Origin of the sequence: Sphingobium sp. DEHP117, from assembly GCF_030867385.1 — a bacterium.
Taxonomy (GTDB): Bacteria; Pseudomonadota; Alphaproteobacteria; order Sphingomonadales; family Sphingomonadaceae; genus Sphingobium.
In genome coordinates this window covers 244,982-258,944 of sequence record NZ_JAPFBJ010000001.1, presented here as the reverse complement: position 1 = coordinate 258,944, position 13,963 = coordinate 244,982, and the positions used below count along the sequence as shown (strand labels likewise).

Here is a 13,963-nt window from a genome sequence, read left to right as displayed (position 1 = left end):
GCTATTGGATTGCCCCTCGCGCAGCAGGCGGCCTAGGCGCTTTCGTCGTCAGCCAGCGCTTCGCCCTGCGCCACCGGTAGTTCCAGCAACAGGCGCTCCGCCTCGATACGCAGCGCACAATCCTGCGCTATGGCAAGGCTGCGTACGAGCCGCATCGAAAAGCCGAGGCCGAGCAGCGGCGCATCGGGCCAGTCGCCGTCGGCTCCATAGCCGGGATCCAGCAGCTCGTGCTCGTCCAACCCCCGGATACGCGCCGGGCGATCGAAACCGAGCATCAGCTTGCCACCGGTGCCATCCGGCTGGAACCACAGAGCGCCCTGCACAGGTTCTTCGCCCTGCGTCAGCGGCATCAGCGTGCGCACGAGATGCTGGATCATGCGCTCGCACTGCACCGGCTCGACATAGGCGCGCGGCAGATCGGCCGAGGCGGCAATGCGCAGGCGGGCAGCCCCCTCCGCTTCGAACAAGCCGACCGCACTCTCGATCAGTTCGGTAACATCCACCGCGCTCTTGGGCGGGATAGCGCCCGCGCCCCCCTGTGGAGCGGCGGCACGGGCGGCTGCATCGATCTCCTCGAACGCGGCGAGCAGACGGCGCGCATCCGAGAGAATATTGCCCGCCATCTCGCGATAGTGCACGCCAGCCGGGCCGAACAGCTGCTGCTCGATGATCTCCGCAAAACCCAAAATGGCGTTCAGCGGCGTGCGCAGCTCGTGAATGAGCTGGCGCACCGAATCGAGCGAGGGCTGGGCCACCGATGCCGCCGAACCACCCGCCGCCATGTGCGGGATCTCGTGCACCAGCGGTCGTCGTGCCTGCCCGCGATATCCCTGAAAGCGACCGGACGCGGGATCGAAAAATGGCACGGCAGACAAGCGCCACTCACCCTCGTACAGCCCTTCGCCGATGAAAAAGCGTCCGTGCTGGAAGCTGCTGCGCCGGGCAAACGCGCCGGCAACATGCCCGTCCGGACCGGTCTCGCCGGGCAGGGCGATCTGCGCCAGCGACAGGCCGACCAATGCGGTGCGTGCGGCGTCTCCCACCCAGATCAGCGTCCCTTCGCTGTCCGTCTCGAACGGAAAGGCGCGCAACGCAGCCTGTTCGGTTGCGCGCGGCTCGGCCGCCTCCGGCGTACCGATGGCGCGTAGCTTGCCGCTGCTCGTAAACCGCTCGATCCGTTCGACCAGCTGGCGGATCTGGCTGCGTTCGCCTTCTGGCTTCTGGTCGCCGTCGGCAGGCTCCGGCGTGTCGAGCAGAAGCTCCTGCCCCATGTCAGCCACACCTGCCGACCCGATGTCGTTGGACACCACCGCCGTTGCGCCGTCGTCACCCAGCACCAGGTCAGTCGGGCCGAAGGCCTCGAGTGCGCGTCGCGTTTCCGGCCCGATGTCGCGCCGCCCGCGCAACACGCCACGCGCCGTTGGCCCAAGGCGGGAGAGCAGCACCGGCCACATCGCATCGGGCAGGCGCGCGCGCGACAATGCCGCCACGCACACCGCAGGGCGGTCGGTCGCGAAAAACTCTACCAATGCGGGCGAGCGCAGGCGACTCCCCAGCTCGACCACGCTGGCGATCCGCTGTGCCTCGCTCAGTTGGGTGCGCAGGTCGTTCAGCCGCGCCACCAGCGCCGCGCGGTCTTCCTGCCGCAGCACCATCTTGCCTGCCTGATCATGTTGCGCAAGCATGTCGACGCACTGGCGCCAAAGGCTCGCGGCGGCATTGCCAGTCCGGTCCTCCACTGCCAATATGGTCTGCGTCAGATCATTGAAGCGCAACTGCCAGGTCTCCATCGCCCCCAAGGTGAATCCCTCGCTAAGCCTGTTTTGGCTTATTCAATTTGCAGCCAGAGGGAAAGGGCAGTTCAGGGTTAAAAACGATTCGTCGCATAGTGGGACGGTTGCAAAGGCTCGGAATATTATTATCCTCAGAGCGCCTCTTTGGATAAGGAAATTGCCGTGAGCGCCGGTAATATCAGGCTGGACGACATAGACAGGGCAATCCTTGCACTGCTGCAGAACGATGGGCGCATGACCAATATCGAGCTTGCGACCAGCGTGGGCCTTACGGCGCCTCCCTGCCTGCGCAGGGTGAAATCGCTGGAGCAACAAGGCGTTATCCGTGCCTATCACGCCGATCTCGACCCCGCAGCGCTGGGATATAGCATCACCGTCTTTGCGATGGTGAGCCTCAAGAGTCAGGCCGAAGCAGATTTACGGGCGTTCGAAAGCCATGTTGCCGCTCTGCCGGAGGTGCGGGAGTGCCATATGCTCAATGGCGAAATTGATTTCATGCTGAAGGTCGTCGCGCGGGATTTACAAAGCTTTCAGACCTTCCTTACCGCGCACCTCACTTCTGCGCCCAATGTCGCGAGCGTAAAGACCTCTTTGACGATCCGCACGTCCAAGGCACTGCCAGGCGTACCTATCGGCGAATGAAACAGGCGGCAGGATTGCTCCCGCCGCCCGCCAATTCACAAGCCTTCCGCCAGCTTATGCCGCGGGTGTGCGGTTAAGCCATTTCAGCCAATATTGCGCGATTGCGCCGCGCGCGCCGCCCGTCACCTTTGCGAAGCTCGCTTTGGCTGCCTCGGTGTTACCCGCGCGCGCCTGCGCGATGCCGAGGCGGGTGTTCACCTCGGCGACATCAACCCCGGCTCCGCCCTTCTGCAGCGCCATCTCATAGAGGCTGATCGCCTTTGCGTTGTCACCATAGCCCATATAGGCATCAGCTGTCGCCGCCGCGACTTTGCCAGTAGCCGCCTTGGCGGCATCTGCCGCTGCCCCAGCCAGCGTTGCCTTGTCGGCCGCGATCTTCTGGCTCGCAATGGTGTAGGTATCGTTCCCGTCCACCGAAGTGAGATAGAAGTTGCTGCGTGCATCGCGTGCGCTTCGCCCGGCATCGATCACGGATTTCACCTCGCCGTAGATACCGCCCTTGAAGGCCATCTCGGCATATTCGAGAAAGTCACCTTTCACCCCGAGACCGCCCGAATATTGCATCAGGCGCAGCAGGTCGAGGTTCTCTCGACTGGTCATCGCTGGATTCTCGCGCTGATATATGCGCAACAGGGTCCGCAGGGCATCACCAGTCGGTCGGGCGTCGTAGGCCATCGTGGCCCAGTCCTTGATCTGCGGCAAGTTGGCCCTCGATGCCTGCTGTACGCCCATCTGATACCAGCTTGGATCAACAGGTTGGCCTGCAGCCTTGCGGGCATCGATCGCCTTTCTAAAGTAATCCAGGCCGCGCGCGATTTCGGAGGGGTTGCCCTTGCCCTTTGCCCAGATCGCCTGCGCCAGAACAACGTTTACTTCCTCAGGCTTATAGTTCAGCGCGGCAGCCTTTTCGCCATAGCTGAGCGCGGTGTCATAATCCTTGGCATCATAGGCGCGGCTGGCGAGAATCGCGCTGAACTGGCCCTGCTGCTCAGGCGGCACAAAACCCGAGTCCAGCATGCCTTTGAGCGCCTCGCCCTGCATGACAGCGTCGTTGGCGAGAATGCTGAGATTGAGCTTCATCGAATTGAGAAAATAGGCGTCGTCCGGCGTCTTGGCGGCTGCTTGCGCGGCCGGAAGCGCGGCCTGAGCGGCGGCGATGTCTTTCTTGTTAACCGCTTCCTGAAGCTTCTGCACCGGCCCGAGGAACCCCGCGCTCGGCTTCGCCTGCGGTGCTGTCGGAGCCTTTGCCTTCGCATAGACAGCCGGCGCGGAAACGCCGAGCGAAACGCCTCCCAATGCCAGCATCAGACCCAGTGCGACCGGCGAAACTTTACGCATCCATTCTTCTCCTCTTGCGCCGGAAACGACCGACGGAAATCCTGCCTTCCACGGCGGAAATAATATCCGCAGCGTGAATGATGGTTGAATGGCGGTTCCATAGCGGGCGGACGCGCGCTTGTCATGCGCGTATATCCGGTTAAACGCCGTTGCGCCACGGTCCGCCGACGCCAGAGCTCGTCCGCTCACGCGCGTGTGCGTGCGCGCCTGCGCGCGAGGGGTGACAGCGCCCCCGGAAGCGGCTAGGACAAGCCACCGATTTGTAGCAGCCTCAAAAATGAAAAGAGAGACGCCTTGACCGACGGGACATTGCTCGCCGAACCTTCAGACATCAGCCCGATCGACATCGTCGACGAGATGAAGTCGAGCTATCTCGATTATGCAATGTCCGTCATCGTCAGCCGCGCGCTGCCCGATGTGCGCGATGGCCTGAAGCCCGTCCACCGTCGCATCCTCTTCGGCGCGCACGAGCAGGGCTTCGTCGCAGGCAAGCCCTATCGCAAGTCGGCGCGCATCGTCGGCGATGTCATGGGTAAATATCACCCGCACGGCGACAGCTCGATCTATGATGCGCTTGCCCGCATGACGCAGGACTGGTCGATGCGGGTGCCGCTGATCGATGGTCAGGGGAACTTCGGATCGATGGACCCGGACAGCCCGGCGGCGATGCGCTACACCGAGGCCCGCCTCGCCAAGGTGGCGAACGCGCTGCTCGACGATCTCGACAAGGATACGGTCGATTTCACGCCGAATTATGACGGATCTGAGCGGGAGCCGCAGGTGCTGCCCGCCCGCTTCCCCAACCTGCTGGTCAACGGCGCAGGCGGCATCGCTGTGGGCATGGCGACCAACGTGCCGCCGCACAATCTGGGCGAAGTGCTGCGCGCGTGCCTCGCCACGATGGACAATCCGCTGATCTCGCTCGATGAGCTCATGCAGATCGTCCCCGGCCCGGATTTTCCGACCGGCGCGCTGATCCTCGGCCAGTCTGGTGCGCGCTCGGCCTACGCCACCGGGCGCGGTTCGATCATAATGCGCTCGCGCCACGAGATCGAGGAGGGACGCGGCGACCGACGCTCCATCGTGCTGACCGAGATTCCTTACCAAACCGGCAAGAACGGTCTCGTCGAAAAGATCGCGGAGGCGGCGAAGGACAAGCGGATCGAGGGCATTTCCGACATCCGCGACGAATCGAGCCGTGAGGGTGTGCGCATCGTCATCGACCTGAAACGCGACGCCACGCCTGACGTCGTGCTCAATCAGCTCTGGCGTCACACGCCCGCGCAGTCCTCGTTCCCCGCAAACATGCTGGCGATCAGGGGCGGCAGGCCGGAGCTCCTGAACCTCAAGGACATCATTGAGGCCTTCATCAAGTTCCGCGAGGAGGTCATCACCCGCCGCACCAAGTTCGAGCTGAACAAGGCGCGCGAGCGGGCGCACCTATTGTTGGGCCTTGTTGTCGCCGTCACCAACCTCGACGAAGTCGTCCGCATCATCCGCGGAGCCTCCAGCCCCGCCGACGCGCGCGAAAAGCTGTTGGCACGCGAATGGCCGGTGGCGGAGATCGCGCCCTATATCCGCCTGGTCGAGGCGATCGAGACCGAGATCGAGGGCGACAGTTATCGCCTGTCCGAACTTCAAGTGCGTGCGATCCTCGATCTGCGCCTGCATCGCCTCACTGCGCTGGGGCGGGACGAGATCGGCAACGAGCTGCAAGGCCTCGCCGCCAATATTGCTGAATATCTCGCGATTTTGGCGGACCGGGCCAAGCTCTACACCGTAATGCGCGAAGAGTTCGAGGCGATAGAGGCCGAATTTGCCACGCCGCGCAAATCGACTCTCGCACCGGCGGCGGACGGCATTGAAGACGAAGACCTGATCGAGCGCGAGGACATGGTCGTTACCGTCACGATGCAGGGCTATATCAAGCGCACTCCGCTCGACAGCTTCCGGTCTCAGGCGCGCGGCGGCAAGGGTCGCGCGGGCATGGCAACCAAGGACGAGGATGCGATCACCGAGCTGTTCGTCACCAGCACCCACACGCCGGTGCTGTTCTTCTCTACCTTAGGCAAGGTCTATCGTCTCAAGGTCTGGCGCCTTCCGGAGGGTGGCCCTGCAACGCGCGGGCGGCCGATGGTAAACCTGCTCCCCCTGGGCGAGGGCGAGACCATCCAGACCGTGCTGCCGCTGCCCGAGGATGAGGAGAGCTGGAAAGACCTGCACGTCATGTTCGCGACGAAGAACGGGTCCGTGCGTCGCAACAGCATGGACGCCTTCGCCAATATCCCGTCCAACGGCAAGATCGCCATGAAGTTCGAGGGTGAAGATGCCGACGACTGCCTGATCGGCGTCGCGCTGCTCAGCGAGAATGACGACGTGCTGCTCGCCAGCCGCCAGGGCAAGGCTATCCGTTTCATGGGGTCCGACATTCGCGAGTTCCAGAGCCGCTCGTCCACTGGCGTGCGCGGCATGACGCTGAAGCAGGGCGACGAGGTGATCTCGCTCTCCATTCTCCACCGATCCGGCGCCACGCAGGAGGAGCGCGAAGCCTATCTTCGCTTCGCTCCGTGGAAAGGCGAGAAGGAAGGCGAACCTTCACTGTCGCCCGAACGCATGGCGGAGATGGCGGAAAGGGAACAGTTCATCCTCACCGTTTGCGCAAATGGCTATGGCAAGCTCAGCTCCGCCTACGAATATCGGCGCACCGGGCGCGGTGGCCAGGGCATCACCAACATCGACAATATCGCGCGCAACGGACTCGTGGTCGCCAGCTTCCCCGCCACGCGCGACGACCAGTTGATGCTCGTCACCGATCAGGCCAAGTTGATCCGCATGGGCCTCAATTCCATGCGCGTGATTGGGCGCGGCTCGGCGGGCGTGCGCCTGTTCAACGTGGCGGACGAAGAGCATGTCGTGTCCGCAGCCAAGATCAGCGAGAGCGGCGAGAGCGAGGAAGGCAGCGAAGCGGACGCTCTTCCGACATCCGAATGACCGATCTGTTCGCCTATAAAGTCCTGACGCGCGATCAATGGACACAATGGCGCGCGGATGAGAGCTTCACCGGCGCGCCAGTCGACATTGCGGATGGCTACATCCACCTCTCCGCCCGCGATCAGGTGGTAGAGACGGTCGCAAAGCATTTCGCGGGGCAGGACGACCTCGTGCTGGCGATGATAGACCTGCCCGCGCTGGGCGAGACCGTGAAATGGGAGTTGTCGCGCGGGGGCGCACTGTTTCCCCATGTTTACGGCCCGATCCCGATGAGCGCCGTCACGACGAAGGCAACCCTGCGCATGGGCCCCGACGGAAAACACATTTTTCCTGCTGGCTTCTGAACAAGCTGGCTCACGAAAGATTCTTCGTGATAGCGCGTTTGTTGCCTATAGCAACGCGTCGAGCACGCCAATCATAGGCAGGTCGGCCGGCGGCATCGGCAGGGAAAACATCTCGACCGGCCTTACCCAGCGCAGCGCGGAGGCGTGACGCAACTCGGGCACGCCAGTCCATTTGCGGCATACATAGAGGAGCAGCAACAGGTCCCTGTCATCCAGCGCCTCGGAGGCAAAGGTTGCTGGCGCGAGGCAGCTTTCATAGGTAAGGATACCCAGTTCCTCTTCCAGCTCCCGCACGAGCGCGGCCTGCGGGGTCTCGCCCGGCTCGACCTTGCCGCCCGGAAACTCCCACAGCCCAGCCATGGACTTTCCCTCCGGCCGTTGCTGCAACAGCACCCGGCCTTCGGCATCGACAAGAGCCGCCGCCACCACGATGAGTGGTCCGCGCGCCGCGCGTTCCGTTTGCAAAGATTTTATTAACGCCTCAGCCATTAGAACCTGTTCCCGCGTCTTCATATCGAGAGGCTGGCGACATGACAAACCTCTTCCATCGTATCGCACCGGGCAAAGAGCGCGGCCTTTTGCGTTGCAATCGCGGGGCAACGGCCATCGAATATGGGGTCATCCTCGCCATGATCGCGCTCGCCATTGTCGGTTCGCTCAGTTTTGTAGCGGGCCAGACGGGCAATATGTGGAACAACGTCGCGCAAAACGTGACTAACGCCGGTTAACCGACAATCCCGGTTTTTCCGCCAATTTTTTAAGATTTATTTTACCCATCGCCCCTAATTTTCGGAACGCTGAAATGGGAAACCATCAAGCCGGGTAGTTAGAGGCAAGCTTTTCAAGGAGACATCACATGGCCTTTTTCCGTAAGATGCTGAAGAACAACAAGGGTGCGACCGCCATCGAATATGGCCTGATCGCCGCTCTCATCGCCGTTGCCGCCATCAGCGCGATGGGCAGCATGGGCAACAAGCTGAAGAACACCTTCAACAACGTCGGCAACAACCTCTAAGGCGCCTGTCGCCTAGGGTTTTTGCTGCAAGACCTCATTGGTTGCATACATTGTGGGAGATGCAAGAAATGCTGTTTCGGAAAAAAATGCTCAAGAATGAGAAGGGCGCGACCGCCATCGAATATGGTCTGATCGCCGCTCTGATCGCCGTTGCTGCCATCACCGCGATGGGCAGCATGGGCAACAAGCTTCAGAACACTTTCAATAATGTGGGCAACAACCTTTAAGGTCTTGTCACGATTGAAAAAAAGAGGCGGCGGGAGCAAATCCCGCCGCCTTTTTCGTTAGACCATTATCGTTTCAGGGCGAATTGCCTGCAACGTGAATCCCGGTTTCATCCAAAGTAAGACGCGCACGGATCAATAGGTAACGATCTTGACCTTTTGCCCCGGCGTGAGCGTGGAGGACGCATTGAGAGCGTTCAAGGTGAGGAATCGCTCCAGCCTATAGTCGTTATACGCCATGCGCGCCGAGAGCGAATTGACCGTATCTCCTGACTTCACGGTCACGACGGCCACCTTGCGCGGCTTCACCGCCGCCGCCTCCTGCGCATTGATCCGCCGGAAGGACTGGGTCATTCCCGCGAAGGGTCCGAAGCCCTGCCCCGCCGCCGTCATCGTAATGAAATGGAACGCCTGATTGGGTGCCAGCTCATAGGCGATCACGGTCACATCGACCGGGCCGGACTGGCCGTTTGCCTGCACTGTGGTGTACGCGGTATTCATGCCGCCTACCGATCCGTGCTGGATCGATTGGGGTGTGAAGCTGTCATTCTTGGCAAGCGCCCGGAATACGCTGGTGACATATGAGTCGAGGTTGCCTGAATAAGGCCCGCCGCTGAATTGCGCCTGCCCGCTCGATCCTGAGATCGTCACCGCCTGTGTGCCGTTATTCAGCGCGAAGCCAGTGGGCGCTGTGAACGCAATCCTGAGGTCCGGGTGAATGAACTGGCTGCCGTTCACCACGCCCTGCTTGGGATCGTCGCCATAGATCACGCCGTTCAACGCCGCGAGAAACGCGTCACGGTTGCGCAGCGTATTGGTAGAGCCGGTGTCCCGTGCCCGCTGAAGCGCCCGCTGAACGCGCGAGGCCGGGTCCGGGTGCGTACTTGCCCATTCGGGCATATCCTTTGTCTGCCCGGAGATCCGCGCGTCGAGAGCACTTTGCGCCGCAAGCGAGGCGAGCATCGAGGACAATGCCTTCGGATCATATCCGCCCTTGGCGAGATAGCGGATGCCGAGGTCGTCCGCCTCATATTCCTGACTGCGGGAAAATTTGAGCGTGAGGAGCTGCGCCCCCTGCCCGATGCCCTGCTGAAGCAATCCGCCCAGCCCCGAGCTTCCCAGCGTCGCCTGCGTAAGAATCTGAAGCAAGGTGCCGCCTATCGCGTTGCGCGTAGCGGCCTTTTGCCTGCGCTGACTGTGCATGGCCGCGACATGGCCGACCTCGTGCCCCAATACGCCCGCCATTTCGGCCTCGTCGTTGCACAGCGCCATGAGCTGGCGCGTGATATAGACATAGCCGCCGGGGATCGCGAATGCGTTGTTGACCGAACTGTTGAGCAGGGTCACGGTAAAGTCGCTCTGAACGCTCGACAGGCTGGATTGCGACGCGATCTTGCGGCCTACATTCACCACATAGGCGGTCTGCGGCCCTTGATAAGCGCCGCCGAATTCCTGCAGCAATTCAGGATGAGCCTTCGCGCCTTCCTGCTTGTCCTTCGCGCTGATCGATGTCGCCAGCGGGATAGGTTTGGTCTTGCTGCCACTCTCTTCGCCGCAGGCCATCACCAGCGCAAGCAGGCCACAGCTCAGGAACAAGCGCTTCATCTGCATATGGAGCTCTCCCACTTTTCAGGGTTTAACCGGCCAAGCCGCCGATCGTTCCCGCACGCAATATTGGGTGCTTATTGCCCCATGGCAAGAAACTTGTCTGCCCGGTCCTTACGCAATGTTGCAGTATCGAGCCGGACAAGGCTGTCCAGCTCCTCCGTAATGGCCCGGCCGAGCGCGGCTACGGCCTGCGCAGGGTCGCGGTGCGCGCCGCCGACCGGCTCCGGCACGATGCGATCGATCACGTTCAAGGCCTTGAGATCCTGCGCCGTCACCTGCATCGCGGTGGCCGCGTCGCTCGCCTTTTCCGCCGTACGCCACAGAATGGAAGCGCAGCCCTCCGGCGAGATGACGCTATAGACGGCGTGCTCCAGCATCAGCACGCGGTTGGCGGCGGCAAGCGCGATAGCGCCACCCGATCCGCCTTCACCCACGATTGCCGCGACCATCGGCACGCCAAGCGCGAGGCACTGTTCGGTCGAGCGGGCGATGGCCTCCGCCTGCCCCCGCTCCTCCGCCTGCACGCCCGGAAACGCGCCGGACGTATCCACCAGCGTCACCACCGGCAGGCCGAAACGGTCGGCGAGCTGCATTAGCCGGATCGCCTTGCGATAGCCCTCGGGCTTACCCATGCCGAAATTGTGGCGCAGACGGCTCGCGGTGTCGTCGCCCTTCTCATGGCCGATCACCATGACGCGCCTTTTGCCCAGTCGCGCAAATCCGCCCAGTATCGCCTGATCGTCGCCAAAGGCGCGATCCCCGGCAAGCGGGATGAATTCGTCGAACAGCCCCGCCACATAATGCTTGAAATGCGGGCGGTCGGGATGGCGGGCGACCTGCGTCTTCTGCCAGGGCGTCAACTTCGCATAGGTATCCGCCAGCATCTTGTCGGCGCGCTGCTGCAACTTGCCGATCTCGCTATCTATATTGAGCTCGCCGGATTGGGCAGTATCCCTCAGTTCGGCGATACGGGCATCGAGCGCGGCGATCGGCTTTTCAAAGTCCAGAAACGTAACCATGGATGATGGCGTTAGGCCGCTCCGCGCTTCAGGTCAACGAGCGGATGGCGGCGATTGACGAGTTCGACGAGATGCGCGCTGTCGACATGGGTATAGATCTGCGTGGTGCCGATATCCGCATGGCCCAGCATGGTCTGGAGCGCGCGCAGATCCGCCCCGCCAGACAGCAGGTGCGTGGCGAAGGCGTGGCGCAGAACATGCGGGCTGATGCGGCTCGGCTCAATGCCCGCCGCTGCGCCCAATTCGCGCACCATCTGAAACAGGCGGATGCGCGAGATATGGGATTTGCCCGAAGGGAACAGCCATGGCTGTCCGCCTGGCACAAAAGCGGCCCACCGCGCCGCCGCCGCACGGGCGCGATCAGACACCGGCACCAGCCGTTCGCGTCCGCCCTTGCCCTTCAGGATAAGGAACGGCCTGTCAGGATGAATTGCGGTGCGCGGCAGCGACATCAGCTCCGTGGCGCGCAAGCCGGAGCCATAGAGCAGCTCGAGCAGTGCCAGCATTCGCACATCGTGATGGGCAGGACGCTCTCCGCCTGCCCGCTCCTCCGCCACCTCGAACAGACGCGCGACCTCCTCATGACTGAGGATACGGGGCAGCGGGCGGCGCAGGCCGGGCCGGGCAACGCTGTGCGCCGGATTGTGGTCCCGCACGCCCTCGGCCTCGAGAAACGCGTAAAAGCCGCGCAGGGCCGATAGCTTGCGCGAAACGGTGGAGGGAGCGAGCGCAGCCCATTCGCCAACCAGAGCGCGAAGCCCCTCTGCATCCGCGCCGCCAAGCCCGCGAACATGCGCGCTCGCCGCTTCCAGGTCGTTGCGATAGGCTAGGATGGTATTGCGTGCTGCCCCGCGCTCCACGCTCAGCATTTCGAGATAGCGGTCGATCAGCGGCCTGTCGGCCTGCAAGGCCGTCGGCGCCGCCATTCGCCTGTCAGCTCCGCATGATCGCCTCGGCCGCGATCATCCGCGCCTCGGGGTCCAGCCCCACGCGGTGCAGCGCCGAAACGATGTGATAGAGGTGCTCCGGCGGCATCGCGCTCCATCGGGAGGTCTGCATGCCCACGGCAGCCAGGATCGCCACAGTTCCACGCTCCCCCCGCCCGGCCGCCGCCGCGATCTCACGCGCCCAGCGGCTGCGTATGCGTCGGTCAAGCCGCCCATCTGCCGCAGCGTCCTGCAACGCCTCGCCACTGATGCGCCCAAGCCCCGCCAGCGCCGCCAGCGCCATCCTGCCGCGCGGCGAGGCGTCTGCATAATCGCGCAGCCGCCCGGTATCGATGCCGACCACTATGCGTGGCGCGCCAACCGCCAGCATGGCCCATGCGTCGGTGCCATCCGCCTCGCCGAGCGCCTCTCGGGCCCCGGCCCATCGCATCGCGCTGAGGTCGTATCCCGCGCTCAGCATGGCAGCGATCAGCCGACTGAGGTCCGCACCGTTCACGTCCGTCAGGGGCAATGCCGCCGCAGCACGCGACACCGACAACAGCCGGACCAGATCCCACCCTCCGGCGGGGGACCACAGGCTGCGCATGCCTTCAAGCCGGTCTGCCGCATCGGCCCCGGCATACGCACGGCGCAGCGCAGTCAACCGATCCGCAAGATCATCGGGAAGCCCCTCCGTGCCCTCCAGCCCGCTGTAGAAATCGACAAGCGCACTGCCGGAAAACACACCGAGGCGGGCCGCAGCCTCAACGCCGGGTAAACGGGCGAGCGGGCTGAGCATCGGCGCGCGGGCCTGCCACGCCAGCACATGGGCACCTCCCTGCGCGATCAGTGGCGCGGGAATATCGACATTGGCGGCGGTGGCAAGGCCATAGCGCCACGCGGTCAGCCGCTCCACGCCATCCCACTCGATCTTCACCGAGCGCCGTGCATTGGCCCCCGCGCCGACGATCTTTTCAGTCAGGCGATAGTCGATGCCGCTCACATCGCCGCGCCGCTGTGTCTGGTTCAGGATCGCGCTTGCCCGCCCCTGCTCGGCAGCGAAAGAGGCGCACATCGCCTCGGCCATCAGCCAACCGGGAGACTTGCTGCTGCCCGCCCCGCCCTGCTGGATCGCGCACAGGCCCACCGGGTCAGCGCTCGCAAGATAGGCCTGCATCGCCACCGCATGCAGGCGGGGGGTGTACTGATCGCTGTCCACGCTCTGCACCAGGCTGCGCGCAGCATCCGCCTCTCCCATGCGCACCAGCATCCAGGCGCGCTCTGCCGCCCAGTCCGCGCCGTTGATTCCCTGGGGCGTCTGGCTGGCGGACAACAGCGCGCGACGCAGCAGGATGGATTGCCAGCGCGACGCGAGCGGCGCTTTGGTTTCGCGCAGCAGGGTGGCCAGGAAGGGACCGGACGCAATGCCGAAGGCGTTTTCCGGCAAGCCACCCGCTTCTGCTGTCTGCGGGCCAACACGATCCAGCGATCTGTGCGCGCCCTCGGGCAAGTCGTATTTCTGCTGTTCCGCTGCCAGCTCTTCAGGAGTGAGCTGATTCTCCATCGCGGCATTGCCCGCCTCGGGCGGCAACGGGACGGGCGGCGGGCCGCCTACATCGGACAGGTCAAGCTGAAGGCCGGTCTGCCTCGGCGGCTGGCCCGGAGCGGGCGATGCCGGATTCGGGGACCTGACAGGCGGCTGCCCGGCCTTTTCGGCCGCTGGCTCATCGCCGAAACCGGGGGGAAGCAGCGAAGTCGGCGCCCGCCCGGCTACAAGAGGCACCGCGATGCTGAGCGCCAGCCCGCCTATCGCCGCGCCCGCCATCCAGCGCCAGCCCTTGTGCCTGACCCCTGCCATGCTCAATGCCCGAGCTTGTCCGCCGCTATCGGCTTTTCGACATGGCTGAGCGGCTTCTCCCCGCCCTGATGCCATGCCCACCCCAGGACTGCGATCAGGATCAAGACGGGCAGCAGGCAACCGATGGGAACAGGGCTGCGACGCCGGGGAGCTTCACCAAAGGCATTGGTACGTCTGATTTTCATGATAAGGCCGTGCGGCTCCG

The 13,963-nt window shown here is 63.6% G+C and carries 14 protein-coding genes; 6 read left to right on the top strand and 8 right to left on the bottom strand.

Translation table 11 applies throughout. The features are described from left to right. Positions 1 to 32: 32 nt before the first annotated feature. Entirely contained in the window at positions 33 to 1,790 is a 1,758-nt protein-coding gene (locus OOT33_RS01240; RefSeq protein WP_307748161.1) for a histidine kinase dimerization/phospho-acceptor domain-containing protein, read from the bottom strand. 180 nt (positions 1,791 to 1,970) lie between these two features. Here OOT33_RS01240 and OOT33_RS01235 point away from each other — a divergent pair, with 180 nt between their 5' ends. Beyond that, positions 1,971 to 2,435 carry an Lrp/AsnC ligand binding domain-containing protein gene (locus OOT33_RS01235; protein ID WP_307749262.1) on the top strand — a complete coding sequence of 155 codons (465 nt, stop codon included), beginning with the start codon at positions 1,971 to 1,973 and terminating at the stop codon, positions 2,433 to 2,435. Between the two features lie 54 nt (positions 2,436 to 2,489). On the opposite strand, the gene OOT33_RS01230 is transcribed toward OOT33_RS01235, so the two are convergent. Next, positions 2,490 to 3,773, bottom strand: coding sequence for a hypothetical protein (locus OOT33_RS01230; RefSeq protein ID WP_307748159.1), 1,284 nt, complete (start codon positions 3,771 to 3,773; stop codon positions 2,490 to 2,492). A gap of 294 nt (positions 3,774 to 4,067) precedes the next feature. On the opposite strand from OOT33_RS01230, the gene gyrA reads away from it, so the two are divergent. Both gyrA and OOT33_RS01220 read left to right on the top strand, forming a co-directional pair. Further along, positions 4,068 to 6,764: a DNA gyrase subunit A gene (gene gyrA / locus OOT33_RS01225; RefSeq protein WP_307748158.1), complete on the top strand. Its 2,697-nt coding sequence runs from the start codon at positions 4,068 to 4,070 to the stop codon at positions 6,762 to 6,764. Further along, positions 6,761 to 7,108, top strand: coding sequence for a DUF952 domain-containing protein (locus OOT33_RS01220; RefSeq protein ID WP_307748157.1), 348 nt, complete (start codon positions 6,761 to 6,763; stop codon positions 7,106 to 7,108). Before gyrA ends, OOT33_RS01220 begins: the two co-directional genes overlap by 4 nt. Before the next feature lie 45 nt (positions 7,109 to 7,153). Here OOT33_RS01220 and OOT33_RS01215 read toward each other — a convergent pair whose 3' ends face one another. Beyond that, entirely contained in the window at positions 7,154 to 7,573 is a 420-nt protein-coding gene (locus tag OOT33_RS01215) for an NUDIX domain-containing protein (protein WP_307748156.1), read from the bottom strand. A 65-nt stretch (positions 7,574 to 7,638) separates the two neighbouring features. Here OOT33_RS01215 and OOT33_RS01210 point away from each other — a divergent pair, with 65 nt between their 5' ends. The 3 genes from OOT33_RS01210 to OOT33_RS01200 all read left to right on the top strand — a co-directional run bounded on the left by OOT33_RS01210 (position 7,639) and on the right by OOT33_RS01200 (position 8,350). Further along, positions 7,639 to 7,836 (top strand): Flp family type IVb pilin, encoded by a 198-nt coding sequence (locus OOT33_RS01210; protein ID WP_307748154.1) that lies wholly within the window; start codon positions 7,639 to 7,641, stop codon positions 7,834 to 7,836. Between the two features lie 128 nt (positions 7,837 to 7,964). Next, entirely contained in the window at positions 7,965 to 8,123 is a 159-nt protein-coding gene (locus OOT33_RS01205) for a Flp family type IVb pilin (RefSeq protein ID WP_307748153.1), read from the top strand. Positions 8,124 to 8,191: 68 nt separating this feature from the next. Further along, the gene (locus OOT33_RS01200; RefSeq protein WP_307748151.1) at positions 8,192 to 8,350 is read left to right on the top strand and encodes a Flp family type IVb pilin; all 159 of its coding nucleotides are present in this window, start codon (positions 8,192 to 8,194) and stop codon (positions 8,348 to 8,350) included. Positions 8,351 to 8,482: 132 nt separating this feature from the next. On the opposite strand, the gene OOT33_RS01195 is transcribed toward OOT33_RS01200, so the two are convergent. The 5 genes from OOT33_RS01195 to OOT33_RS01175 all read right to left on the bottom strand — a co-directional run bounded on the left by OOT33_RS01195 (position 8,483) and on the right by OOT33_RS01175 (position 13,943). After that, positions 8,483 to 9,910 carry a M48 family metalloprotease gene (locus OOT33_RS01195; protein ID WP_307749261.1) on the bottom strand — a complete coding sequence of 476 codons (1,428 nt, stop codon included), beginning with the start codon at positions 9,908 to 9,910 and terminating at the stop codon, positions 8,483 to 8,485. Positions 9,911 to 10,029: 119 nt separating this feature from the next. Further along, positions 10,030 to 10,974, bottom strand: coding sequence for an acetyl-CoA carboxylase carboxyltransferase subunit alpha (locus OOT33_RS01190; protein ID WP_307748150.1), 945 nt, complete (start codon positions 10,972 to 10,974; stop codon positions 10,030 to 10,032). A gap of 11 nt (positions 10,975 to 10,985) precedes the next feature. Further along, positions 10,986 to 11,882 (bottom strand): tyrosine-type recombinase/integrase, encoded by an 897-nt coding sequence (locus OOT33_RS01185; protein ID WP_373690511.1) that lies wholly within the window; start codon positions 11,880 to 11,882, stop codon positions 10,986 to 10,988. Between the two features lie 25 nt (positions 11,883 to 11,907). Then, positions 11,908 to 13,758, bottom strand: a complete 1,851-nt coding sequence (locus OOT33_RS01180) for a hypothetical protein (RefSeq protein WP_307748148.1) — start codon at positions 13,756 to 13,758, stop codon at positions 11,908 to 11,910. Between the two features lie 2 nt (positions 13,759 to 13,760). Then, positions 13,761 to 13,943, bottom strand: a complete 183-nt coding sequence (locus OOT33_RS01175) for a hypothetical protein (protein WP_307748147.1) — start codon at positions 13,941 to 13,943, stop codon at positions 13,761 to 13,763. Positions 13,944 to 13,963 lie beyond the last annotated feature (20 nt).